Origin of the sequence: Modestobacter italicus (assembly GCF_000306785.1) — a bacterium.
In the GTDB taxonomy this organism is placed as follows: domain Bacteria; phylum Actinomycetota; class Actinomycetes; order Mycobacteriales; family Geodermatophilaceae; genus Modestobacter; species Modestobacter italicus.
Window position 1 is genome coordinate 3,409,536 of sequence record NC_017955.1, and the last position, 24,461, is coordinate 3,433,996.

Consider the following 24,461-nt stretch of genomic DNA (forward strand, 5'->3'; position numbering starts at 1 on the left):
GGGGTCACAGCGTCCGGGACGTCACCACCAGCAGCAGGTCGGAGGTGTGCGTCCCGGCGACGCCGACCCCCTCCGGCCGGGGCGTGAAGCCGGGCAGGTCGGCGAGCCCGTCGCTGCCGTCGATCGCCCGCACGGTCACCGGCCCGTCCCCCTCGACGACGAAGGTAGCGGCCACGCCGCCGTCCGGGGGCGCGTGGAAGGTCACCGACAGCCGGTCCTCGCCCAGCACGCCGCCGGGCACCGCCCGGCCGGCGACGGTCGCGCCGGTGACCCGGGCGCCGGCGACGTCGAGCACCAGCAGCCGGGCCGCGCGCCGGGAACCGACCTGCACGCTCACCTCCCGGCGTCCGTCGCCGAGGTCCGTGGCCGACGCGGTCAGCGTGGGCGCGGGCAGGTCGGCCGGCTCAGCCGCGCCGGTGGCGAGGCCGCCCGCGAGCAGCGGGAAGGTGCCGGACAGGTCCTCGGAGCCGTCCAGGTACGCCGCGGTCCAGCCGACCGGGTCGTCCTCGGTGCTGATCCACCAGGCCTCACCGCGGTCGGCGTCCAGGGCGTACATCAGCTGCGTCGGGACCGGGTGGGCGGCGTCGAACCGGTCGACGGCCAGGCCGGTGCCGAACAGCGCCAGCGTGAGCAGCACGGCCACCCCCGGCACCAGGGCGCGCGCGGCCCGCCCCGCGCCGGTGGAGCCGAACAGCGGCTCGAGCACCGGCAGCAGCACCAGCCCGAGCAGGACGGCGAACAGCGCGGGCGCCGCGCCGGTGGCCAGCCCCAGCGCCGGGAAGAACAGCGCGATGGTGGGCGCCAGGACCAGCACCGCCACCGCGCCGGCCACCAGCCCGGCCAGCGGCCGCACCCACGCCGGGGTCTCCAGCAGGCCGACGACGCCGACGAGCGCGGCCACCAGCGCCGGCACCGCGGTCAGGTAGGAGCCGCCCGGAGCGGCGGCCGCCAGCACGACGCCGAGCACGGCCAGCCAGCCGAGGCCGCCGACCGCCAGGGCGTCCGCACCGACCCGGCGGCGGAGCAGGGCGTACCAGACCAGCAGCACGGCGAGCACGAGCGCGACCACCCCGAGGCGGTACCAGCCCGGCCGCCACGGGTCGATCAGACCGGCGTACCCGGGCCGGACGGCGACCAGCAGCGCCCACGCCCCCTGGGCGGCCAGCGGCGCCAGCACCACCGGCACCGCCGCCAGCCCGAAGCCCGCCAGCGACCGGCGCAGCGACGTCCCGGTCCGTCGCCGCGCGACGACGGCCAGCGCGCCCACGGCGACCACCGCCAGCCCGGCCACCGGCCAGACCAGCGCACCGGGGTACCGGACCAGCCCGCCGAGCACCGGGAAGTACACGGCGTCGCCGGCGGCCGGCTCGGCGAGCGCCCCGAGGTCGTCGTCGCCCAGCGCCCGGGTCAGCGCCAGGGTGTTGTCGCCCATCGCCTGCAGGCTGCCGCGGTCCATCCGCTCCGGGGTGTCCTCGGGCGTGTGGTACGCCGCCGACCCGTCGATGTAGGCGGTGTTCAGGCCGGTGAAGCCCGCAGCCAGCAGCGGGCTGAAGTCGGTGTCGTTGGGCAGCGCGCGGTAGACCTCGACGGCGAAGCTGGTGGCCACCGGGTGCGGGGCGGCGCCAGCGTAGACGCCGGCCAGGTCGGCGTTGCCCAGCGCCGTCTCGAACATGATCGGCGGCCCGCCGGTACCGCGGGCCTCCAGGTTGAGCACCACGCCGCCGTCGGCGGCCAGCGGGTCGGCGTCGGCGAAGGCCTCCGCCCCGCACAGGCAGGCCTCCTCGGCGTCGGTGAGCACGACGACGACGTCGTTGCGCAGCCGCGGCCCCTGGCTGAGCGCGCGCACGGTCTCCAGCACCGAGGAGACCCCCGCGGCGTCGTCGTTGCCACCGGGCCCGGTCTCGACCGAGTCGTGGTGGGCGACCAGGAACAGCCGGCCGGTGGGGTCGGTGCCCGGCAGCACGGCCACGACGTTGCGGACCCGGGCCATCTCGACCTCGCCCGGGTCGCCGGGGTCGGCCCCGACGGCGTCCTGCACCCGGGTCTGCAGACCGAGCCCCTGCAGGGTGTCGACGACATACCGGCGCACCCGGTCGTTGGCCGGGCTGCCGGTCACGTGCGTCTCCGCGGCCAGCTGCTGGACGTGCTCGAACGCCCGGCCGGCGCTGAACTCGTCGGCCGGGGCGTCGACCGGGGCGGGTGCCGGTGGCTGCAGCGCCGCGATGCTCAGCGCCGCGAGCGCCCCGAGCAGGAGCAGGGCGACCAGCCCGAGCAGACGACCAGCACGCACCGCAGACCTCCGGGAGACGAGAGCCGGATCACCCTAGGGGGCGGCCGGCCGACGTCCGGAGAGGGTCAGTCCAGCGTGCCCAGCCAGTTGGTGAGCAGCTGGGCGCCGGCGTCGCCGCTCTTCTCGGGGTGGAACTGGGTCGCCGACAGCGGCCCGTTCTCGACCCCGGCGACGAACCGGTCGCCGTGCTCGGCCCAGGTGACCGACGGCGGCGTCAGCCGGCCGGTGACGCCGGGCTCGGCGAGCGGGAACTCGCGGACCCCGTAGGAGTGCACGAAGTAGAAGCGCTGATCTTCCAGCCCGGCGAAGAGCGTGGAACCCTCCGGCGCCTGCACGGTGTTCCAGCCCATGTGCGGCAGCACGGGGGCCTGCAGCTGCTCGACGACACCGGGCCACTCCCCGCAGCCCTCGGAGTCCTGGCCGTGCTCCACCCCGCGCTCGAAGAGCACCTGCATGCCCACGCAGATGCCGAGCACCGGACGCCCGCCGGCCAGCCGGCGGCCGATCACCTTCGGCCCGTCGACGGCGCGCAGGCCGTCCATGCAGGCGGCGTAGGCGCCCACGCCGGGCACGACCAGACCGTCGGCCTCCAGCGCGGCGTGCGGGTCGTCGGTCACCGTGACGTCGGCGCCGACCCGCGCCAGCGCCCGCTCGGCCGAGCGCAGGTTGCCCGACCCGTAGTCCAGCACGACGACCTTCTTCACAGCTGCCACGCTACCCATCAGCGGCCGGAGGCCCCGCGGGATTCCCGGGTGGCAGCACCAGCTCCCCGACCACCTCCCCGAACAGCTCCTCCCCCGTCGGCCGGAAGCCCAGCCGCAGGTAGAAGCCCTCCGGGCCGTGCGGGTGCCGCTCCCACAGCACCGTGATCCGGTCGTTCCCGCGGCGCCGTGCCTCCTCGGCCACCGCCCGGACGGCGAACCGGCCGACGCCCAGCCCCTGCGCGTCGGCGGCCACGTTGAGCCGCCAGATGCCGCAGCGGAACGCCTCGATCTCGTTGCCCGGGTCGAAGGACGCCATGACGAAGCCGAGCACCTCGTCCTCGGCACCGAGCACCAGCCGGGGCCAGGCGACGTCCGGGCTGGCGTAGGCCTCGGCGAGCGAGACCGCGACGGGCGCCACCACGCCCTCCTGCTCCGGCCGGATCCGCAACCGGCAGGCGGCGGCGACGTTGTCGGGGGTGACGGGTGCCAGGCGCAGCTCCATGCCGGCACGGTGCCCGACGGGTCCGACAGTCCCCGACCCTCCTCTCACGTGAGAGTAGGGTCCGCCCGAGCCCGCAGCGTCGCGGTCGACCTCCACGACCCCGATCGGCGCCATGGCCTCCCCGCTCTCCCTGCCCCGCCCTGCCTGGCTCAGCCCGCGCGTCGCCCGCACCGAGGTGCTGGCCGGCCTCGTCGTCGCCCTGGCGCTCATCCCCGAGGCCATCTCGTTCTCGATCATCGCCGGCGTCGACCCCCGGGTCGGTCTCTTCGCCTCGTTCACGATGGCGGTGACCATCGCGTTCACCGGCGGCCGGCCGGCGATGATCTCCGCAGCCACCGGCGCGGTCGCCCTGGTCGTCGCACCGCTGGTGGCCAGCCACGGTCTGCAGCACCTGATCGCCGCGGTGCTGCTCGGTGGGCTCCTCCAGGTGCTCCTGGGCCTGCTCGGCGTCGCGCGGGTCATGCGGTTCGTGCCGCGCAGCGTGATGGTCGGGTTCGTCAACGCCCTGGCGATCCTGATCTTCACCGCCCAGCTGCCGCAGCTGGTCGACGTCCCCTGGGCGGTCTACCCGCTGGCCGCCGCCGGCCTGGCGATCATCTTCGGGCTGCCGCGCCTGACCACCGCCGTCCCCGCCCCGCTGGTGGCCATCGTCGTGCTGACCGCGTTCACCATGACCGCGGGGATCCCCGTGCCCACCGTCGGGGACGAGGGCGCCCTGCCCGACAGCCTGCCCGGCCTCAGCCTGCCCGACGTCCCGTTCACCACCGACACCCTGCGGGTCATCGCCCCCTACGCGCTGGCCATCGCCCTGGTCGGGCTGATGGAGTCGCTGATGACGGCCAAGCTGGTCGACGAGCTCACCGACACGCCCTCGAACAAGACCCGCGAGTCGGTCGGTCAGGGCGTCGCGAACCTGGTCACCGGCTTCTTCGGCGGCATGGGCGGCTGCGCCATGATCGGCCAGACGATGATCAACGTCCGGTCCGGCGCCCGCACCCGGCTGTCGACCTTCCTGGCCGGCGCCTTCCTGCTGGTCCTGGTGCTCGTGCTCAGCCCGGTGGTCGCGGTGATCCCGATGGCCGCGCTGGTCGCCGTCATGGTGTTCGTCTCGATCGTGACCTTCGACTGGCACAGCCTGCGCACCCTGCGGCGGATGCCCCGCAGCGAGACCGCGGTGATGCTGGTGACCGTCGCCGTCGTGCTGGCGACGTCCAACCTGGCGATCGGCGTGGCCGTCGGTGTCCTGGTCGCCTGCGTGCTGTTCGCCCGGCGGGTCGCCCACCTGGTCACCGTCACGCCCGCGGACGAACCGGACGGCAGCCGCCGCTACGTCGTCCGGGGTGCGCTGTTCTTCGCCTCCACCAACGAGATGGTCGGCCGGTTCGACTACGCCGGTGACCCCGAGCGGGTGACGATCGACCTGTCCGCGGCGCACGTCTGGGACGCCTCGTCCGTCGCCGTCCTGGACGCCGTCGAGCACAAGTACGCCACCCGCGGGAAGACGGTGGCGATCACCGGGCTCACCGACGTCACCGGCCACTACCACCGGCGGCTGGCCGGGCAGCTCGGCGGCGGCGAGTGAGCACCGCGGGCCGGATGCAGATCGGCGAGGTCGCCGAGCAGATCGGCCTGTCGCTGCGCACCATCCGGTACTACGAGGAGGTCGGCCTGGCGGTGCCCTCGGCGCGGTCCGAGGGCGGCTTCCGGCTCTACGTCGCCGACGACGTCGAGCGGCTGCGGGTGATCATGCAGATGAAGCCGCTGGGCTTCAGCCTCGAGGAGATGCGCGAGCTGCTGGAGCTGCTCGACGCCGGCGACGCCGCCGACCCGGCCCGGCTGGCCGCGTTTCGGGACCAGGCCGCCGACCGGGTGGCGACGCTGCGCCGCCAGCTGCGCACGGCCGAGGAGTTCGCCGCCCGCCTCGGCTGACTAGACCAGGTAGAGGACGCCGGCCACCGAGGACAGCAGCGCCGCCAGCAGCAGGACGACGGCGAAGGCCACCTGCGGGCCGGTGCGCCCCCCGGTGTCGGAGTCGGCCTTGAAGATGCTGTACGAGCCGCCGAGCAGGAAGCCGCCGATGACGAGCAGGCCGACCCCGAAGGTCACAGAGCTCCCTTGGTGGAGGGCACGTCGGTGACCCGCGGGTCCAGGGCGACGGCGGTGCGCAGCGCCCGGGCCAGCGCCTTGAACTGCCCCTCGACGATGTGGTGGGCGTCGCGACCGGCGTAGAGCACCCGCACGTGCAGGCTGATCCGCGCGTTGAACGCGAAGGACTCCAGCACGTGCTTGGTCAGCGACGTCGGGTAGTCCGGGCCGATCATCGGCGTCATGCCCTCGGGCTCGGCGTGCACGAAGTACGGCCGGCCGGACAGGTCGACGGCGGCCTGCACCAGCACCTCGTCCATCGGGATGGTGGCGTCGCCGTAGCGGGTGATGCCGCGCTTGTCGCCGAGCGCCTCGGCGAAGGCGTGCCCGAGCGCGATGGCGACGTCCTCGACGGTGTGGTGCGCGTCGATGTGCAGGTCGCCGTCGGCGTGCACGGTCAGGTCGATGCCGCTGTGCTTGGACAGCGCGGTGAGCATGTGGTCGTAGAACCCGACCCCGGTGGCGACGTCGGCCTTGCCGGTGCCGTCGAGGTCGACCTCGACGACCAGCTTGGTCTCGTTGGTCGCCCGCTCGATGCGTGCGGTGCGGTGCCTGGACGGAGCGGTCATGCCGGTGATCCTCCCAGTCGTGGTGCCGGTGTCCCAGCCACCTCACCCAGCGCGGTGAGGAAGGCGTCGGTCTCCTCGGTCGTCCCGGCGGTGACCCGCAGCCAGCCGGGCAGCCCGACGTCGCGCACCAGCACCCCGCGGTCCAGCAGGGCCTGCCAGGTGGCGGCGGAGTCGGCGAAGTGCCCGAACAGCACGAAGTTCGCGTCGCTGGGGACGCTGGTCAGCCCGAGCCCGGGGAGCGCGGTGACGATCCGGTCGCGTTCCGTCTTGACCGCGTCGACTGTCGCCAGCAGCTGCTCGGTGTGCGCCAGGGCGGTGCGCGCGGCCGCCTGGGTCAGCGAGCTCAGGTGGTAGGGCAGCCGCACCAGCTGCAGCGCGTCGACCACCGCGGGGTCCGCGGCCAGGTAGCCCAGCCGCAGCCCGGCCATGCCGAACGCCTTGCTCATCGTCCGGCTGACGACCAGCCGCGGCCGCCCGGGCAGCAGGGTCAGCGCCGACGGCGTGCCCGGCCGGGCGAACTCGGCGTAGGCCTCGTCGACGACCAGCACACCGGAGCTCGCCTCGTACAGCGCGGCGATCGTGTCGAGCTCGACCGCGGTGCCGGTCGGGTTGTTCGGGCTGGTCACGAAGACGACGTCCGGCTGCACCTCGCGCACCTGGGCGGTGGCCTGCGCGCGGTCGATGGTGAAGTCGTCGCGGCGGTGGCCGTCGACCCAGGAGGTGCCGGTGCCTGCGCTGATGATCGGGTGCATCGAGTACGACGGGGTGAAGCCCAGCGCCGTCCGCCCGGCGCCGCCGAAGGTCTGCAGCACCTGCTGCAGCACCTCGTTGGACCCGTTGGCGGCCCAGACCTGACCCGGTGCCACCGGCTCACCGCTGCTCCGGGACAGATAGGCGGCCAGGTCCGTGCGCAGCGCCGTGGCGTCGCGGTCGGGGTAGCGGTTCAGCCCGGCCGCGGCGTCGGCGAGCGCCACCTGCAGGTCGGCGAGCAGCGCCGGCGGCAGCGGGTGCGGGTTCTCGTTGGTGTTGAGCGCGTACCGGACCGCGAGCTGCGGGGCGCCGTAGGGCGTGCGGCCACGCAGCTCCGGCCGCAGCGGGAGCTCCTCCATCGCGGTCACCGGCGCTGACGGGCCCGGACGGCGGCGGCGTGCGCCGGCAGGTCCTCGGCGTTCGCCAGGGCGTCGACGTGGTCGGCGACCTCGGCGAGCGCCTGCTCGTCGTACTCCACGACGTGGATGCCGCGCAGGAAGGACTGCACGCTCAGCCCGCTGGAGTGCCGCGCGCACCCGCCGGTGGGGAGCACGTGGTTGGACCCGGCGATGTAGTCACCGAGGGAGACCGGCGCCCACGGGCCGACGAAGACCGCGCCGGCGTTGCGCACCCGCATCGCCACCTCGCGGGCGTCGCGGGTCTGGATCTCCAGGTGCTCCGCGGCGTAGGCGTCGACGACGGCGAGGCCGGCGTCCACGTCGTCGACCAGGACGACACCGGACTGGCTGCCGCCCAGCGCGGTGAGGATGCGGTCGCTGTGCTTGGTGGCGGCGACCTGCCCGGGCACCGCCTCCAGCACGGCGTCGGCGAGCTGCTCGCTGGTGGTCACCAGCACCGCCCCGGCCAGCGGGTCGTGCTCGGCCTGGCTGATCAGGTCGGCGGCCACGTGCACCGGGTCGGCGGTGTCGTCGGCCAGCACGGCGACCTCGGTCGGCCCGGCCTCCGAGTCGATCCCGATCAGGCCGCGGAGCAGCCGCTTGGCCGCGGTCGTATAGACGTTGCCCGGGCCGGTGACCAGGTCGACCGGCAGGCAGGGCCCGGCGCCGTAGCCGAAGACGGCGATCGCCTGCGCGCCGCCGACGGCGTACACCTCGGTGACCCCCAGCAGCGCGCAGGCGGCCAGCACACCCGGGTCGGGCAGCCCGCCGTTGTCCCGCTGCGGCGGGCTGGCCACGGCGATCGACTCGACCCCGGCCAGCTGCGCGGGGACGACGTTCATCACCACGGAGCTCAGCAGCGGCGCGAGGCCACCGGGCACGTAGAGCCCGACCCGGCGGACCGGCACCCAGCGCTCGGTGACCCGGCCACCGCGGACCACGTCGGTGGTCACGTCGGTGCGGCGCTGGTCGGCGTGCACCCGGCGCACCCGGGCGATCGACTCCTCGAGGGCGGCGCGCACCGCCGGGTCGATGGTGGCCAGCGCCTCCTCCAGCGCGGCCGCGGGCACGGCGATGTCCGGGACGTCGACGCCGTCGAGCCGGGCGGTGATCTCGCGGACCGCCTGCGCGCCGCGGATCCGGACGTCCTCGCAGATGGGGCGGACGACGGCGAGCACCGAGTCGATGTCGGTGGCGGCGCGGGGCAGCAGGGACGCGAGCTCACGCGGCCCGGGCAGCGCGGACCCTCGCAGGTCGATGCGGGACAGCACGGAGCACCTCCGGGTACGAGCGGGAGAACACCCCACGGTAGACGCCCGGGTGGTCCGCCCCCGCTGCCCGTAGGCTCCCGGCGTGACCGAGGCGGGCGGGACGGGTGGTCGGGAGGTCATCCCGCTGTTCCCGCTGGAGACCCCGCTGTTCCCCGGGGTGGTGCTGCCGCTGCACGTCTTCGAGCCGCGCTACCGCCGGCTGGTCGCCGACCTCACCGCCCTGCCCGACGGCGCCCAGCGGCGGTTCGGCGTGGTGGCGATCCGGCAGGGCTGGGAGGTCGAGCACGTCGCGCCCGCCGAGGCGCTCTACGACGTCGGCTGCACCGCGGCGCTGCGGATGGTCGCCCCGCAGCGGGACGGCGGCTACCGGGTGGCCGCGGTCGGCGCGGACCGGTTCCGGCTGCTCGACGTGCTGGTGCCGACCCCGGGCGCCGGGGACGACGAGGCGGGCGAACCGCCCTACCTGCGGGCGCTGGTCGAGTGGCTCGCCGAGGAGGAGGCCGCCGAGGAGGCGGCCGGGGACGTCGACGGCCTGGCCGGCGCCGGGACCACGGCCGGGGTGGTCCCCGACGACGTGGCGAGCGACGTGGCCCGGGCCTCCCTCGGCCTGCTCGCCGACAACGTGCGCGACCTGTTCGCCCGGTACGTCGCCGACGTGGCCGTGCGGCAGAGCGGCGCCCCGGACGGGCTGCCCGACGAGGTGCTCGACGCGCTCTCCCCCGACGACCTGCCCGACGACGACGCCGCCGGTGAGGTCGCGGCGACGGCGGCGCTGCTGCGCGAGGTGAGCGACGACGCCCGCGGGCTGTCCTACCTGGTCGCCTCCTCGGCGCTGCTCACCACCGAGGACCGGCAGGCGCTGCTGGCCGAGTCCGCCACCCGGCGGCGGCTGGCGCTGGAGTCCCGACTGCTCCGCCGTGAGCTGACCCTGCTCCGCGCGCTGGGGGCGGTGCCGGTCCCCCTCCGGCAGTTCGCCACACCGATGACCGCGAACTGAACAAGGACCCCCTCGCCCCCCACCCCTCGCAGGCTCGGGGCGGGCCCCTGCGAGGGGGCCGGGGCCGTCAGGGCCGGGGTGCGGGCGGGGGGACGGGCGGCAGCGGCGGCCGGATCGGTTCGTCCACCGGGTCGGGTCCGGTCCGGCCCAGGTCGTCGCGGGACGTGAGCGCGGTGGCCGCCAGGTAGACGAGGACGGCGATGAACGGCCCGACCGCCAGGGCGGCCGTGGCCCCGAGCGACAGCGCGGTGGTCACCGTCCGGCCGACGTCCTCCAGCTCGGCGTGGGTCGGGCCCGGTCCGGCCCACTGGCCCAGCTGCCAGGCCACGACCCCCGCGGCGAGCATCCCGGTGGCCAGGGCGACCAGGGTGAGCGGCCCGCGGCGCTGCCGGCGCAGCCAGACGACCAGCCCCGCCACCAGCCCGAGGGCCGCCAGGACGCAGACGAACACCCCGTCGTCGGCCATGAACAGCTCCGCGGACGGTGCCCGGCCGATCGGCTCGACGCTGGTGGCGGTGACCCGGTAGTCCGCCCGGGGGGCGAGCCAGATCCACACCCCACCGGCCAGCAGCCCGGCCAGCGCCAGCGCGAGCACGGTGAGCAGCGCGCTGCGCAGGTCCGCACGGGTGCCGCGCAGGCCCGGCACGCCCGCCGGCCGGGCCGGCTGCCAGTGCGCCACCGGACCGTCGGACACCGCCGGCGCGGTCGGGAACGGGGCCGCCGGGCCGGGCGGACGAGCGTCGGTCACGGCCCCAGTGTCGCTGGCCCGGCTGTGCAACCGGCAACCACCCGGCGCACCTGCGGCGCGCCGGCCGCCCGGCCCCGCTGCAGGGGCCCGCCACGAGCTCGCGAGTGGTGGGGGGCAGCGGGGTCCTTCGTCACAGGAGGGCGACGCTGGTCGGGCCCAGCAGCGCCTTGATGTCGCCCATCAGCGCGGTGCTCGGCCGGACCCGCAGCCCCTGGTCCAGCCGGAGCACGGTCTCCCGGCCGCCGTTGAGCAGCTTGAGCTGCACCTCGGTCGTGCCCGGGTGGCTGCCCAGCACCTCGCGGAGCCGCTCCACGACCGGCGGGGTGCAGCGGGCGGCGGGCAGCGAGACCAGCACCGGCCCGCGCGGGCCCTCGGTCAGCTCGGGGATGGTGACCTCGGAGGCGAACAGCGACGGGGTGTCGTCCCGGCGGCTGATCCGGCCCTTGACCACGATGATCTGGTCGCGGACGACCTTCTCCGACACCTCGGCCCAGGTCTTGGGGAAGAACAGCACCTCGATGCCCGCCTCGAGGTCCTCGAGGGTGGCGATCGCCCAGGGGGCGCCCTGCTTGTTCGTCCGCGGCCCGACGGCGGTGAGGATGCCGGCGATGGTGACGTTCGCGCCGTCCTCGACACCGCCGGCGAGGATCTCGGCCAGCGCGGTGTCGGCGTGCGAGGTGAGCACGTGCTCGACGCCGTGCAGCGGGTGGTCGGAGACGTAGAGGCCGAGCATGTCGCGCTCGAAGACCAGCCGCTCGGACTTCGACCAGTCCGCGGTCGGGATGGGGATGTCCAGCGCGGCGCTGAGCGGGTCGCCCAGCCCGCTGTCGCCGTCGTCGTCACCGAAGCCGCCGAACAGGTCGAACTGCCCCTCGGCCTCCTTGCGCTTGAGGCTCATCGCCGAGTCGACCGCCTGGGCGTGGATCGCGGCGATGCCCTGCCGCGAGTGGCCCAGCGAGTCGAAGCCGCCGGCCTTGGCCAGGGACTCGATGACCTTCTTGTTGCAGGCCACCGTGTCGATCTTGCGCATGAAGTCGGCGAAGTCCTTGAACGCGCCCTTCTCCTCGCGCGCCCGCACGATCGAGTCGACGACGTTGTGCCCGACGTTGCGCACCGAGGCCATGCCGAACCGGATGTCGCCGCCGACGGCGGTGAAGTCCCAGGAGGACTCGTTGACGTCCGGCGGCAGCACCTTGATGCCCATCCGCCGGCACTCGGCCAGGTAGACCGGCCGCCGGTCCTTGTCGTCGCCGACGCTGGTGAGCAGCCCGGCCATGTACTCGGCCGGGTAGTTGGCCTTGAGGTAGGCCGTCCAGTACGACACCAGCCCGTACGCGGCCGAGTGCGCCTTGTTGAAGGCGTAGTCGGCGAAGGGCACCAGGATGTCCCACAGCGTCTTGACCGCCGCGGCGGAGAAGCCGTTGGCCTTCATCCCGGCCTCGAAGCCGACGTACTCGGCGTCCAGGACCGACTTCTTCTTCTTGCCCATCGCCCGGCGCAGCAGGTCGGCCTTGCCCAGCGAGTACCCGGCGACCTTCTGGGCGATCGCCATGACCTGCTCCTGGTACACGATCAGGCCGTAGGTCTGGCCCAGGATCTCCGCGAGCGGCTCGGCCAGCTCGGGGTGGATCGGGGTGATCTCCTGCTGGCCGTTCTTGCGCAGCGCGTAGTTCGTGTGCGAGTTCGCGCCCATCGGGCCCGGGCGGTACAGCGCGCCGACGGCAGAGATGTCCTCGAAGTTGTCCGGGCGCATCAGCCGCAGCAGGGACCGCATCGGGCCGCCGTCGAACTGGAAGACGCCGAGGGTCTCACCGCGGGCCAGCAGGGCGTAGGTGGCCGGGTCGGTGAGGTCCTTGCTGATCTCGTCGAGGTCGACCGGCTCCTTGCCGTTGATCACGATGTTGCGCAGCGCGTCGTCGATGACGGTGAGGTTGCGCAGGCCCAGGAAGTCCATCTTGAGCAGGCCGAGCGTCTCGCAGGTCGGGTAGTCGAACTGCGTGATGATCGCGCCGTCGGCCTCGCGCCGCATGATCGGGATGCTGTCGATCAGCGGGTAGCGGCCGATGATCACGCCGGCCGCGTGCACGCCCCACTGCCGCTTCAGGCCCTCGAGCTTGCGGGCCTGGTCGACGACCTCGGCCGCGCCCGGGTCCGACTCGTACCGGGCCCGGAACTCCGCGGCCTCCTTGTAGCGGTCGTGCTTGGGGTCGAAGATCCCCGACAGCGGGATGTCCTTGCCCATGACGCCCGGCGGCATGAGCTTGGTCAGCTCGTCGCCCACCGAGTAGGGCCGGTCCAGCACCCGGGCGGCGTCCTTGATGGCGGCCTTGGCCTTGATGGTCCCGTAGGTGACGATCTGGCTGACCCGCTCCTCGCCGTACTTCTGCGACACGTACTGGATGACCTCGCCGCGGCGGCGGTCGTCGAAGTCGATGTCGACGTCGGGCATGGAGACGCGCTCGGGGTTGAGGAACCGCTCGAAGATCAGCCCGTGCGCCAGCGGGTCGAGGTCGGTGATGCCCATCGCGTAGGCGGCCAGCGAACCGGCGGCCGAGCCACGGCCCGGGCCGACCCGGATGCCGTTGTCCTTCGCCCAGTTGATGAAGTCGGCGACCACGAGGAAGTACCCCGGGAAGCCCATCTGGCAGATGATCCCGGTCTCGTAGTCGGCCTGCTTGCGCACGTGGTCGGGGATGCCGCCGGGGTAGCGCTTGTGCAGCCCACGCTCGACCTCCTTGATGAACCAGGAGGTCTCGTCCTCGCCCTCGGGCAGCGGGAAGCGGGGCATGAGGTCGGCGCCCTCGGTGAACTGCACCTCGCACTGCTCGGCGATCAGCAGGGTGTTGTCGCAGGCCTCGGGGTGCTCGCGGAACAGCGCCCGCATCTCGGCGGCGGACTTGAGGTAGTAGCCGTCGCCGTTGAACTTGAAGCGGTTGGTCTCGTTGAGCCGCGACCCGGTCTGGATGCACAGCAGGGCGTCGTGCGCCTGGGCGTCCTCGCGGTGGGTGTAGTGCAGGTCGTTGGTGCCCAGCAGCGGGATGCCGAGGTCCTTCGCGATCTCCAGCAGCGCCGGCTTGGTCTTCTTCTCGATGGACAGCCCGTGGTCCATGATCTCGGCGTAGAAGTTCTCACGCCCGAAGATGTCCTGGAAGTCCGCGGCGGCCTGCCGGGCGCGGTCGACCTTGCCGGCCCGCAGCCACATGTTGACCTCGCCCGACGGGCAGCCGGTCGTGGCGATCAGGCCCTTCCCGTACCGCTCCAGCAGGTCCCGGTCGAAGCGCGGCTTGCGGTACTGGCCCTCGAGGCTGGCCAGCGAGGAGATGCGGAAGAGGTTGTGCATCCCCTCGGTGGTGCGGGCCAGCAGCGTCATGTGGGTGTAGGCGGCCTTGCCGCGGTTGTTGCCGCCGTCGCCCTCCTCGTCGATCAGCTTGTCACCGAAGTCGAAGGGGGCGCGGTCGAACCGGGAGCCGGGGGTGTAGTAGCCCTCCATGCCGATGATCGGCTTGACCCCGGCGGCGTTGGCCTGCTTGTAGAAGTCGTAGGCGCCGAACACGTTGCCGTGGTCGGTCATCGCCAGCGCCGGCATCCCCTCGGCCGCGGCGGCCTTGGTGACCTCGCCGAGCTTCGCCGCCCCGTCGAGCATCGAGTACTCGGTGTGCACGTGCAGGTGCACGAAGTTCTCTGATCTGGCGGGGCTGCTCACGGTGCGGGGTGCTCCTCACGGGTCGTGCGGCCGGCTGGCACCGGCAGGTGCGCAGGGGCGGCAGGTGGTTCTGGTGACCGGCGGGAAAGGCCGTTCGAGGTCGGGCTGGCACTACGGGTGGCACTGCCGGGGCACTGCACTCACCACAGGCGGTGTCGCCCGGGGTGGAGGCCGTCCGCGGTGTCCCGATCCTCGCACCTCCGGAGGTCTACCCGAAGGGTCTGACGGAACGTGTCCCGCGATCCGGACCACTCCGTCACACCACCCCGGGGTGCCCCTCCGCCAGCGACCGGCGCATCGTCACGTGGACGATGCCGGCCTCCTCGTACTCCTCGCCCAGGACCCGGTAGCCGGCCCGCTCGTAGAACCGCCGGGCGGTGACCTGGGCGTGCAGCTCGACCTCCGTCTGGCCCCGCGCCGCCGCCTCGCGGTGCAGCGCCGCGAGGACCGCGCCGCCGTGTCCGCGCCCCCGCACCGCCGGGTCGGCGGCCATCCGGCCGATCAGCGCGCGCCCCGGGCCGGCGGCGTCGGGCAGCAGCCGGCCGGTGGCGCACACCCGCCCGGCGTCGTCCCGGCTGAGGGCGTGCACGGCGGTGGCGTCGGCGTCGTCCCGCTCCAGCTCGGCGGGCACGCCCTGCTCCAGAACGAACACCCGGTGCCGCAGTGCGGCGACCTCCGGCCAGTCGGCGGCGGTGGCGGTGGTCGCGGTCGGCCGCGCGGGCCCGGTCACCCGGCCGCCCTCGGCAGCGCGGACGTCGGGACGAGCAGGAAGCGCAGGTCGATGGCGGCGTGCAGCAGCACCGGCAGCAGCAACGACCCGGTGGCGAGGTACAGCCCGGCGAGCACCCCACCGAGCACGCCGGTGGTCAGGACCCCGGACAGGCCCTGGTAGGCGTGCGCCAGGCCGAACCCGGCAGCGGCCACCAGCACCAGGCCCGCGGTGGGCAGCCCCGGCACGAGCGCGCCGACGACGGCGAGGAAGAACCCGCGGTAGAGCCACTCCTCGCACACCCCCGCCGTCACCCCGACCAGGGCGAAGAGGTGCCGCTCCGACCGGCTGCGGGGCAGCAGCGCGAGGGTCGCCTGCCCCGGCGGCTCGGCGTGCCGCGCCTCCCCCGGCCGGGTCCGGCGGAGCACCTCCGGCGGCGGGCCGGCCAGCGCCCCCGAGCGCAGCGCCCGGGTGGAGGCCAGCACCAGCGCCAGCAGCGCCGCGATCGCCAGCCAGCTCAGCGGGCCCGGCCAGCGCTGCGGCAGCACCAGCCCGACCTGCGCGGCCCCGACGTCGGACGCGGACACCCAGACGACCAGGCCGACGGCGGCCAGCCCCCACTCGAGCACCAGCAGCCGGCGGTAGAAGGACCGCCGGGCCGCCGGGTCGGTGCGCAGCCGGCCCTCGAACCGGCGGTGCAGCACGTAGCCGACGAACGGCTCCCCCACCACCAGGTAGGTGGCGATGACCGCCGCCGACAGCTGCGCCGGACCGAAGTCGGCGAACGCGGGCAGGTCGGTCACCGCCGCCGCTCAGCTCTCGGCGCGCAGCACAGCGAGCGCGCCGGCCAGGTCGGCCGGGTACTCGCTGGTGAACTCCACCCAGCGCCCGTCGGCGGGGTGGGCGAAGCCGAGCCGGACGGCGTGCAGCCACTGCCGGGTCACGCCGAGCCGGGCGGCCAGCGTCGGGTCGGCGCCGTAGGCCATGTCGCCGACGCAGGGGTGCCGGAGCGCGGAGAAGTGCACCCGGATCTGGTGGGTGCGGCCGGTCTCCAGGTGGACGTCGACCAGGCTGGCCGCCGGGAAGGCCTCGACCACCTCGTAGTGGGTGACCGACGGGCGCCCGCCGGAGACGACGGCGAATCGCCAGTCGTGCTTGGGGTGCCGGTCGATGGGCGCGTCGATGGTGCCCTTCGACGGGTCCGGGTGCCCCTGCACGAGGGCGTGGTAGCCCTTGTCGACCGTGCGCTCCTTGAACGCGGCCTTGAGCAGCGTGTACGCCCGCTCGCTCTTGGCGACCACCATCAGGCCGGTGGTCGCGGCGTCGAGCCGGTGGACGATGCCCTGCCGCTCGGCCGCGCCGCTGGTGGAGATGCGGTAGCCGGCCGCGGCGAGGCCGCCGGTGACGGTCGGGCCGTCCCAGCCGGGGCTGCCGTGCGCGGCGACGCCGACCGGTTTGTCCACGACCACGATGTCGTCGTCGTCGTGCACCACGCGCAGCCCGGCGACCGGCTGCGGGGCGGCGGGCTCGCCCGGCGGGGGCGGCAGCTCGACCTCCAGCCAGCTGCCGGCGGTCAGCCGGTCGCCCTTGCCCCGGGCCCGGCCGTCGACGAGCACGTTGCCGGCGTCGGCGAGGTCGGCGGCCACCGCCCGGGAGACCCCGAAGAGCCGGGTGAGGGCCTGGTCGACGCGCTGCCCCTCGAGCCCGTCGGGCACCGGCAGCGAGCGGAGCTCGCCGGGGCGGCCGGCGGAGGTGGTCGGGCCGGGACTGCTGGTCACCTCACCATTGTGACCGGTGGGGCCGACGGGACCGGCGGCGCCGGGCCGGGTCGGCCTACTCGCCCACGCCGGCGTTGTCGGTGGCGCCGGCCTCGCGGCCGCTGCCGGGGCGCCCGCCGTCGAACTCGACCCCGCGGAAGGCCAGCACCGCGCCGAGCACGCCACCGCAGACGATCGCCGAGTCCGCGACGTTGAAGATCGGCCAGACCTGGCCGTAGGGGTCGAACAGCGAGATGGAGTCGACGACGCCGCCGCGCAGGAAGCCCGGGTCGCGGAACACGCGGTCGACCAGGTTGCCCAGCGCCCCGCCGAGCACCAGCGCCAACGCCACCGCCCAGCCGGTGGAGAACAGCCGCCGGGCGCTGCGCACGATGACCACCACGACCACCACGGCGATCAGCGTGAAGACCACGGTCGCACCCTCGGCGAAGGAGAACGCGGCGCCGGTGTTGCGCGCCTCGGTGAGGTACACCGCGCCGCCGAGCAGCCGCAGCGGCTCGCGGTCGGACAGGGTGGCGACGACGAGCAGCTTGGTGCCGACGTCGAGGGCGAGCACCGCGGCCGCAAGGCCCAGCAGCAGCCGGGCCTTCGACCGTCGGGGGCGCACCGGCTGATCGGCCTGCTCGGTCACCGCGCCGCCCTCCCGCTCGTGCGGCCGGTCGGCCACCTCGGGGACGACGATAGCCGTGGGGACCCGGCCGACCACGGCGCGACGGCCCGCCCTGCGCGGCGGGCGCGCGGCGGGCACCCTCGACCTGTGACCCATCTCATCACCCCAGAACGGAGGTCGAGCGCCGTTCGGCGCGTGCCGACCCGGAGACGGGACGACGATGGTGCGCAGACGTCCCGACTGCACGGAGGCAGATCTTGAGCACGGCTGGTCCTTCCAACCCCGACGTGGTCCTCGTCGGCGGCGGCATCATGAGCGCGACGCTGGCCGCGCTGCTGGGCATCGTCGCGCCGGACTGGACCGTCGAGGTGTTCGAGTCCGGCGCCGCCGTGGCCGAGGAGAGCTCCGGCCCGTGGAACAACGCCGGGACCGGGCACTCCGCGCTGTGCGAGCTGAACTACACCCCGGCGCGGCCCGACGGCACCGTCGACCCGGCCAAGGCCGTGGGCATCAACGAGCAGTTCCAGGTCTCCCGGCAGTTCTGGTCTCACCTGGTGCGGGCCGGCCTCACCGACTCCCCGAAGACGTTCATCACCTCGGTGCCGCACATCAGCTTCGTCTCCGGCGAGGAGGGCCGCCGGTACATGCGCAACCGGTACGAGGCGCTGGCCCCGCAGCCGCTCTTCGCCGGCCTGGAGTACTCCGACGACCCCGCCGTCCTGACCGACTGGGTGCCGCTGATGATGCAGGACCGGTCGCCGAAGGAGCCGGTCGCGGCGACCCGGTCGCTGGCCGGCACCGACGTCAACTTCGGCGCGCTGACCCGGCTGCTGCTCGACGACGCCGTCCGCCGCGGGGTGCAGCTGCACCTGCAGCACCGGGTGCTCAAGGTGCGGCGCGAGCGCGACGGGCGCTGGGCCACCACGGTCCGCGACCTGGCCACCGGCAAGCGTCGCACCGTGCGCAGCCGGTTCCTGTTCGTCGGGGCCGGCGGTGGGGCGCTGCCGCTGCTGCAGGGCGCCGGCATCCCGGAGATCGCGGGCTTCGGCGGCTTCCCGGTCAGCGGCCAGTTCCTGCGCACCCGCAACCCGCAGCTGGTCGCCCAGCACCAGGCGAAGGTCTACGGCCAGGCGAAGGTGGGTGCCCCGCCGATGTCGGTGCCGCACCTGGACCTGCGGCTGATCGACGGCGAGCAGGCGCTGCTGTTCGGCCCCTACGCCGGCTTCTCCCCCAAGTTCCTCAAGGCCGGGTCGATGTGGGACCTCCCGCGGTCGGTGCGGACGGGCAACCTCGGCTCCATGCTCGGCGCGGGCTGGGCGAACATCCCGCTCACCCGCTACCTCATCGGCCAGGTGCTCCAGTCGGAGAAGTCCCGCTTCCGGGCGCTGGAGGAGTTCGTCCCGACCGCCGAGCAGGACGACTGGGAGCTCATCACCGCCGGCCAGCGGGTGCAGGTGATCAAGCAGGACACCGCCGGGCGCGGCGTGCTGCAGTTCGGCACCGAGCTCATCGTCGGGGCCGACGGGACGGTCGCCGGGCTGCTCGGCGCCTCCCCGGGCGCCTCCACCGCCACCGCGGCGATGCTCACGCTGCTCGAGCGCTGCTTCCCCGACCGGATCGACGGCTGGCGCCCGCTGCTGCAGGAGGCCATCCCCTCCTACGGGCACACGCTGTCCGACGAGCCCGAGCTGCTCGCCCGGGTCGTCGCCGACACCACCCGCACCCTGGAGCTGCACAGCTGACGAAGGACCCCGCTGCCCCCACGCCTCGCAAGCTCGGCGCGGGCCCCTGCAGCGGGGCCGTCAGTCCGTCTCGGAGGGCTGGCCGGCCTCGCCGCGCCAGGTGGCGAGCCGGCCGGCCCGGCTGACCGCGCGCAGCCGGCGCTCGGCCTCCTGCCGGGAGCCTCGGGCGGACACCAGCAGCGCCTGGTCACCGCGCATCAGCCGGGTCTCCCGGTCGGGCACGAAGGGCCGCCCGTCGCGGACCACCAGCACCACCGCGGCGTCCTCGGGCAACCGCAGCTCGGGCAGGTACACGCCGTGCAGCCGGGACGAGTCGGGCACCCGCAGCTGCATCAGCTCCGCGCCCAGCTCGTCCAGCGGCGCAGACTCCACGTCGATGTCCCGCGGGGTCACCGGGGTGGCGATCCGCAACAGCCGGGCCACCGCGGCCAGCGACCAGCCCTGCACCACGGTGAAGACGACGACCAGCACGAACACCGTGTCGAAGACCTGGGTGGCGCCGGGCACGTCGGCCGCGATCGGGAACGTCGCCAGCACGATCGGCACCGCGCCGCGCAGCCCGGCCCAGGCGATGAACGCCTGCTGGGAGAACGGCACGCGGAACCAGGCGAGGCTGGCCAGCACCGACAGCGGGCGGGCCAGCAGCAGCAGCGCCCCTCCGATGACCAGTGCCGGCCCGACCGCGGCGGCCAGCCGGTCCGGCGAGACCAGCAGCCCGAGCAGCACGAACAGCCCGATCTGGGCGAGGCTGGCCAGCCCCTCGGCGAAGCCGATGGTGCCGGCCCGGTGCGGCAGCGCGGCGTTGCCGAGCACCAGCCCGCACAGGTAGACGGCGACGAAGCCGGAGGTGTGCGCGAGGTCGGCGGAGGCGAAGGCGAGCACGCACAGCGCGAGGGTCACCAGCGGGTAGAAGCCGACCAGCGGCAGCGCGAGCCGGCGCAGCAGCCACGCCCCGCCGAACCCGATCCCGATGCCGATCACCGAGCCACCGGCCAGCTCGCCCACCACCTCGGCGAGCACCAGGTACCAGGGGAGCGTCTCGTGGCCGGTCAGCCGCTCGGACAGCGCCAGCACCAGCAGGATGACCGGGGCGTCGTTGAGCCCGGACTCCAGCTCCAGCGACGCCACCATCCGCCGCGGCAGCGGCAGCCGGCGCAGCGAGGAGAACACCGCGGCGGCGTCGGTGGAGGTGACCACGGCACCGACCAGCAGCGCGAAGGCCCAGGAGAAGTCCAGCAGCCACACCCCGACCGCCGCGACGACGACCACGCTGACGACCACGCCCAGAGTGGACAGCGTGACCCCCGGCCCGACCGCCCGGCGCACGTCGGACCACCGGGTGGTGAGCCCGCCCTCGGCCAGGATGACCACCAGCGCCGCCACGCCGAGGGTCTGGGTGAGCCCGACGTCCTCGAACTCGACCCGGCCCAGCCCGCTCTCCCCCAGCAGCACCCCGAGCGCCAGGTAGAGCAGCAGCGAGGGCAGGCCGATCCGGTCGGCGAGCCGGAGCGCCACCGCGGCGACGAGCACGACGAGGGCGCCGACGGCGAGCGCGACGGTGACCGTCGTGTTCATCGGCGGGGACCCATGGGCGCAGTCTCCCGTACCGGCATGTCGCCGTCGTGACAGCGGTTGCGCGGGGCCGGTGGCGGGGTCGGGGATGATGGGGGCGTGAGTGCACCTTCCGGGCCCTTCTCGGCCCTCCCCCCGCAGGTCGACCTGCCCGCCCTCGAGCACGAGGTCCTCGAGCAGTGGGAGGCCGACAAGGTCTTCGCCCGGTCGCTGGAGGGCTCCGCCGGCAAGCCGCAGTGGGTCTTCTACGAGGGCCCGCCGACCGCCAACGGCCGGCCCGGCACGCACCACATCGAGGCCCGGGCGTTCAAGGACGTCTTCCCCCGGTTCAAGACGATGCAGGGCTGGCACGTGCCCCGCCGCGCCGGCTGGGACTGCCACGGCCTGCCGGTGGAGATCGCCGTCGAGCAGGAGCTCGGCTTCGCCGGCAAGCCCGACATCGAGCGCTACGGCATCGCCGAGTTCAACGCCCGCTGCCGGGAGTCGGTCGAGCGGCACGTCGACTCGTTCACCGAGCTCACCCACCGGATGGGCTACTGGGTCGACATGTCGACCGCCTACTGGACGATGGACCCGTCCTACGTCGAGAGCGTCTGGTGGTCGCTCAAGCAGGTCTTCGACAAGGGCCTGCTGGTCGAGGACCACCGGGTGGCCCCGTACTGCCCGCGCTGCGGCACCGGGCTGTCCGACCACGAGGTCGCCCAGGGCTACGAGACGCTGACCGACCCGTCGGTCTACGTCCGGCTGCCGGTCACCAGCGGGGAGTGGGCCGGCAAGGCCGACCTGCTCATCTGGACGACGACGCCGTGGACGCTGCCGAGCAACACCGCCGTCGCCGTGCACCCCGACGTCAGCTACGTCGTGGCGCGCAACGACGAGGGCACCTTCGTCGTCGCCGAGCCGCTGCTCACCGCCGCGCTCGGCGAGGGCGCCGAGGTGCTGGCCCGGACGCAGGGCCGCGACTGGGAGCACGTGCACTACCAGCGGCCGTTCGAGCTGGTCGCCTTCCCCGACGACGTCGACACGCACTACGTCGTCCTCGCCGAGTACGTCACCACCGAGGACGGCACCGGGCTGGTGCACCAGTCCCCCGCGTTCGGCGCCGACGACTTCGCCGTCGGGCGGGCCTACGGCCTGCCGGTGGTCAACCCGATCGACCCGTCCGGGCACTTCCTCGCCGACGTGCCGCTGGTCGGCGGGCACTTCTTCAAGGCCGCCGACCCAGCCCTGCTGCAAGACCTGCAGGACCGCGGCGTGCTCTACCGCGAGCTGCGCTACGAGCACAGCTACCCGCACTGCTGGCGGTGCCACACGCCGCTGATGTACTACGCGCAGCCCTCCTGGTACATCCGCACCAGCCAGGTCAAGGACCAGCTGCTGGCGCAGAACGAGCGCACGAACTGGTACCCGGAGAACATCAAAGAGGGCCGCTTCGGCGACTGGCTGCACAACAACGTCGACTGGGCGCTGTCCCGCGACCGGTACTGGGGCACGCCGCTGCCGATCTGGCGCAACGACGCCGACCCGTCGCGGATGGTCGTCGTCGGCTCGCTCGCCGAGCTGTCCGAGCTGACCGGCCGCGACCTCGCCGACCTGGACCCGCACCGGCCGTTCATCGACGAGGTCACCTTCACCGTGGACGGCGAGGAGGGCACCTACCGGCGGGTCCGCCAGGTCATCGACGCCTGGTACGACTCCGGCTCGATGCCGTTCGCCCAGTGGGGCGCCCCGCACCGGAACCAGGCGGAGTTCGAGGCGGCCTACCCGGCGCAGTTCATCGCCGAGGCGATCGACCAGACCCGCGGCTGGTTCTACACGCTCATGGCGGTCGGCACGCTGGTGTTCGGCAAGAGCTCCTACGAGAACGTGCTGTGCCTGGGCCACATCCTGGCCGAGGACGGCCGGAAGATGAGCAAGCACCTGGGCAACATCCTCGAGCCGATGCCGATGATGGACCGGCACGGCGCCGACGCCGTCCGCTGGTTCATGCTGGCCGGCGGCTCGCCGTGGTCGGCCCGCCGGGTCGGCCACGAGACGCTGTCCGAGGTCGTCCGCAAGGTGCTGCTGACCTACTGGAACACCGCGAGCTTCTTCACCCTCTACGCCGAGACCAACGGCTGGGACCCGGCGACCAGCCCCGCCCCGCCGCGGGCCGAGCGGCCGCTGCTGGACCGCTGGGCGCTGGCCGAGCTGGCCTCGGTCACCGCCGGGGTCACCGACGCGCTGGAGGACTTCGACACCCAGACGGCCGGCCGGCTGATCGCCGGCTTCGTCGACGACCTGTCCAACTGGTACGTGCGGCGCAGCCGGCGGCGCTTCTGGGACGGCGACCCGGCCGCGCTGGGCACGCTGCACGAGGTCCTCGACGGGCTCACCCGGCTGATGGCCCCGTTCACCCCGTTCGTCACCGAGCGGGTCTGGCGGACCGCGGTCGTGCCCGGGTCGGCCGGCGCGGTCGACTCGGTGCACCTGGCCGACTGGCCGGTGGTCGACACCGAGGCCCGCGACGACGCCCTCGTCGAGCAGGTGGCGCTGGTCCGCCGGCTGGTGGAGCTGGGCCGCTCGGCCCGCACCGCCGCCAAGGCCCGCACCCGCCAGCCGCTGGCCCGCGCGCTGGTCGCGGCCAACGGCTGGGCGCAGCTCCCCCGTGACCTGGTCGCCGAGGTGGCCGACGAGCTCAACGTCGCCGAGCTCACCGAGCTGTCCGCGGTCGAGGGCTCGCTGGTCGACGTGTCGGTGAAGGTCGACTTCCGCGCGGTCGGCCGGCGGCTGGGCAAGCAGGTGCAGGCGGTGGCCGCGGCGGTCGCCGCGGCGGACCCGGTCGAGCTGGTCGCCGCCTACCGGGCGGGAACCGCGACGGTGCCGGTCGACGGCGAGCAGGTCCCCCTGCAGGACGGCGACCTGGTGGTCACCGAGACGCCGCGGGAGGGCTGGACGGTGGCCTCGGCCGCCGGGCTGACCGTGGCGCTGGACCTGACCCTGACCCCGGAGCTGGAGCGGGCCGGGCTGGTCCGGGAGGTCGTCCGGCTGGTGCAGGACGCCCGCAAGTCCACCGGGCTGGCGGTCAGCGACCGGATCGAGCTGTGGTGGACCGGGGACGGCGCCGTCGCCCAGGCGCTCACCGAGCACGCCGAGGCGCTGGCCGGTGAGGTGCTGGCGACCACGGTGCACGCCGACGCGGCAGGCACCGGGGACGGCGTCGAGGGTCCGGCCGGCGCCCGCGTCTGGATCGCCAAGGCCTGATCGCCCGGGCCTTGTCAGGCGCGGCGGGCGCGCTCCCGCTGCGCCAGGTGGTGGTCGGGGGCGCAGGTGGCGCACGGGGTGAACCCGTCGGCGCGGGCCTCGGTCAGCGGCAGCGGGACCGTCTCCAGGCCGGACACGTGCGGGCACCGCGGCAGGTGGTAGCGGGGGTGCTCGTCGACCACCAGCACCTCGTCGGTCAGGTCGATGACCATCAGCTGGTCGGTGAACGCGACGTCCTCGACCGCCGGCTCGCCGGGCGCGGGGACGGCGGGCCCCTCGGCGCTGCGCGGACCCAGCGGCGCCCGGAGTCCCGCGCCGTCCGACGGCGGGCCGCCGACCGGTCTGGCGAGGTCCCCGAGACCCGAGCCGCTGGGCGGGCCGGCGACCCGCGGGATGCTCGGCGAGCTCGGCGGCACCGGCGGCGGCGACACCCGCCGCAGCGGCTCCCCGTCGTCGGTCCCGGCTGCCGGGTCGTACCGCGGCGGCACCGGCGGCCGCCCGGGCGCCGGCACCTCGCGGTGGGCGCCCCCGCCGTCGGCCCGGCCGCCCTGCCGCTCGGCCCGCCGCTGCCGGAGCTCGCCCACCACGAGCAGCACGGCGGCCAGCGCGCTCGCCGCGAAGGACCCCCACTGCAGGCCCGGCGACCCCTGGACCAGCCCGGCGACGAGCAGCCCCACGGCGACCAGGAGCAGCAGCGCCGCGGCCAGGATCACAGCCGGATGCTAGCGGC

The 24,461-nt window shown here is 74.4% G+C and carries 20 protein-coding genes; 5 read left to right on the forward strand and 15 right to left on the reverse strand.

Features of this window, described 5'->3' with window-relative positions; all coding sequences use genetic code 11:
* Window positions 1–4: 4 nt before the first annotated feature.
* The 3 genes from MODMU_RS16340 to MODMU_RS16350 form a co-directional block, all read right to left on the reverse strand.
* Window positions 5–2,290, reverse strand: coding sequence for a M28 family peptidase (locus MODMU_RS16340; RefSeq protein ID WP_014741421.1), 2,286 nt, complete (start codon window positions 2,288–2,290; stop codon window positions 5–7).
* Between the two features lie 65 nt (window positions 2,291–2,355).
* The gene (gene hisH / locus MODMU_RS16345) at window positions 2,356–2,994 is read right to left on the reverse strand and encodes an imidazole glycerol phosphate synthase subunit HisH (RefSeq protein ID WP_014741422.1); all 639 of its coding nucleotides are present in this window, start codon (window positions 2,992–2,994) and stop codon (window positions 2,356–2,358) included.
* 10 nt (window positions 2,995–3,004) lie between these two features.
* Window positions 3,005–3,496, reverse strand: a complete 492-nt coding sequence (locus MODMU_RS16350; RefSeq protein WP_014741423.1) for a GNAT family N-acetyltransferase — start codon at window positions 3,494–3,496, stop codon at window positions 3,005–3,007.
* 112 nt (window positions 3,497–3,608) lie between these two features.
* Here MODMU_RS16350 and MODMU_RS16355 point away from each other — a divergent pair, with 112 nt between their 5' ends.
* The gene (locus MODMU_RS16355) at window positions 3,609–5,078 is read left to right on the forward strand and encodes a SulP family inorganic anion transporter (RefSeq protein ID WP_014741424.1); all 1,470 of its coding nucleotides are present in this window, start codon (window positions 3,609–3,611) and stop codon (window positions 5,076–5,078) included.
* A gap of 14 nt (window positions 5,079–5,092) precedes the next feature.
* Window positions 5,093–5,425: a MerR family transcriptional regulator gene (locus tag MODMU_RS16360; protein WP_041796939.1), complete on the forward strand. Its 333-nt coding sequence runs from the start codon at window positions 5,093–5,095 to the stop codon at window positions 5,423–5,425.
* Here MODMU_RS16360 and MODMU_RS28585 read toward each other — a convergent pair whose 3' ends face one another.
* Genes MODMU_RS28585 through hisD form a run of 4 tightly spaced genes read right to left on the reverse strand, consistent with a single transcriptional unit; the run spans window position 5,426 to window position 8,629 of the window.
* A complete protein-coding gene (locus MODMU_RS28585; RefSeq protein ID WP_014741426.1) occupies window positions 5,426–5,602 on the reverse strand; it encodes a hypothetical protein in 177 nt (58 codons plus the stop codon).
* Window positions 5,599–6,210 carry an imidazoleglycerol-phosphate dehydratase HisB gene (gene hisB / locus MODMU_RS16365; protein ID WP_014741427.1) on the reverse strand — a complete coding sequence of 204 codons (612 nt, stop codon included), beginning with the start codon at window positions 6,208–6,210 and terminating at the stop codon, window positions 5,599–5,601. The genes MODMU_RS28585 and hisB overlap by 4 nt, the downstream gene beginning before the upstream one ends.
* On the reverse strand, window positions 6,207–7,319 hold the full coding sequence (locus MODMU_RS16370) for a histidinol-phosphate transaminase (RefSeq protein ID WP_166503515.1): 1,113 nt from the start codon (window positions 7,317–7,319) through the stop codon (window positions 6,207–6,209). The genes hisB and MODMU_RS16370 overlap by 4 nt, the downstream gene beginning before the upstream one ends.
* A gap of 5 nt (window positions 7,320–7,324) precedes the next feature.
* Entirely contained in the window at window positions 7,325–8,629 is a 1,305-nt protein-coding gene (gene hisD, locus MODMU_RS16375; protein WP_014741429.1) for a histidinol dehydrogenase, read from the reverse strand.
* Between the two features lie 82 nt (window positions 8,630–8,711).
* Between hisD and MODMU_RS16380 the strand changes: the two genes are divergently transcribed.
* Window positions 8,712–9,626: an LON peptidase substrate-binding domain-containing protein gene (locus MODMU_RS16380; RefSeq protein ID WP_014741430.1), complete on the forward strand. Its 915-nt coding sequence runs from the start codon at window positions 8,712–8,714 to the stop codon at window positions 9,624–9,626.
* 67 nt (window positions 9,627–9,693) lie between these two features.
* Here the strand turns inward: MODMU_RS16380 and MODMU_RS16385 are convergent, their stop codons facing one another.
* From MODMU_RS16385 to lspA, 6 genes are all read right to left on the reverse strand, one after another.
* The gene (locus MODMU_RS16385) at window positions 9,694–10,374 is read right to left on the reverse strand and encodes a DUF2567 domain-containing protein (RefSeq protein WP_014741431.1); all 681 of its coding nucleotides are present in this window, start codon (window positions 10,372–10,374) and stop codon (window positions 9,694–9,696) included.
* A 130-nt stretch (window positions 10,375–10,504) separates the two neighbouring features.
* Window positions 10,505–14,077 carry a DNA polymerase III subunit alpha gene (gene dnaE, locus MODMU_RS16390; protein WP_166503516.1) on the reverse strand — a complete coding sequence of 1,191 codons (3,573 nt, stop codon included), beginning with the start codon at window positions 14,075–14,077 and terminating at the stop codon, window positions 10,505–10,507.
* A 256-nt stretch (window positions 14,078–14,333) separates the two neighbouring features.
* Entirely contained in the window at window positions 14,334–14,807 is a 474-nt protein-coding gene (locus tag MODMU_RS16395; RefSeq protein WP_014741433.1) for a GNAT family N-acetyltransferase, read from the reverse strand.
* Window positions 14,804–15,589: a CPBP family intramembrane glutamic endopeptidase gene (locus tag MODMU_RS16400; RefSeq protein WP_014741434.1), complete on the reverse strand. Its 786-nt coding sequence runs from the start codon at window positions 15,587–15,589 to the stop codon at window positions 14,804–14,806. The genes MODMU_RS16395 and MODMU_RS16400 overlap by 4 nt, the downstream gene beginning before the upstream one ends.
* Window positions 15,590–15,598: 9 nt before the next feature.
* On the reverse strand, window positions 15,599–16,564 hold the full coding sequence (locus MODMU_RS16405; RefSeq protein ID WP_014741435.1) for an RluA family pseudouridine synthase: 966 nt from the start codon (window positions 16,562–16,564) through the stop codon (window positions 15,599–15,601).
* Window positions 16,565–16,619: 55 nt separating this feature from the next.
* Window positions 16,620–17,231 (reverse strand): signal peptidase II, encoded by a 612-nt coding sequence (lspA, locus tag MODMU_RS16410; protein ID WP_231851650.1) that lies wholly within the window; start codon window positions 17,229–17,231, stop codon window positions 16,620–16,622.
* Between the two features lie 200 nt (window positions 17,232–17,431).
* Between lspA and mqo the strand changes: the two genes are divergently transcribed.
* Window positions 17,432–18,916: a malate dehydrogenase (quinone) gene (mqo, locus tag MODMU_RS16415; RefSeq protein ID WP_041795355.1), complete on the forward strand. Its 1,485-nt coding sequence runs from the start codon at window positions 17,432–17,434 to the stop codon at window positions 18,914–18,916.
* 60 nt (window positions 18,917–18,976) lie between these two features.
* Here mqo and MODMU_RS16420 read toward each other — a convergent pair whose 3' ends face one another.
* Window positions 18,977–20,491: a potassium/proton antiporter gene (locus MODMU_RS16420; RefSeq protein ID WP_014741438.1), complete on the reverse strand. Its 1,515-nt coding sequence runs from the start codon at window positions 20,489–20,491 to the stop codon at window positions 18,977–18,979.
* A gap of 96 nt (window positions 20,492–20,587) precedes the next feature.
* Between MODMU_RS16420 and ileS the strand changes: the two genes are divergently transcribed.
* Window positions 20,588–23,731: an isoleucine--tRNA ligase gene (gene ileS / locus MODMU_RS16425; protein ID WP_014741439.1), complete on the forward strand. Its 3,144-nt coding sequence runs from the start codon at window positions 20,588–20,590 to the stop codon at window positions 23,729–23,731.
* A gap of 14 nt (window positions 23,732–23,745) precedes the next feature.
* On the opposite strand, the gene MODMU_RS27155 is transcribed toward ileS, so the two are convergent.
* Window positions 23,746–24,444, reverse strand: a complete 699-nt coding sequence (locus MODMU_RS27155; RefSeq protein ID WP_014741440.1) for a hypothetical protein — start codon at window positions 24,442–24,444, stop codon at window positions 23,746–23,748.
* Window positions 24,445–24,461 lie beyond the last annotated feature (17 nt).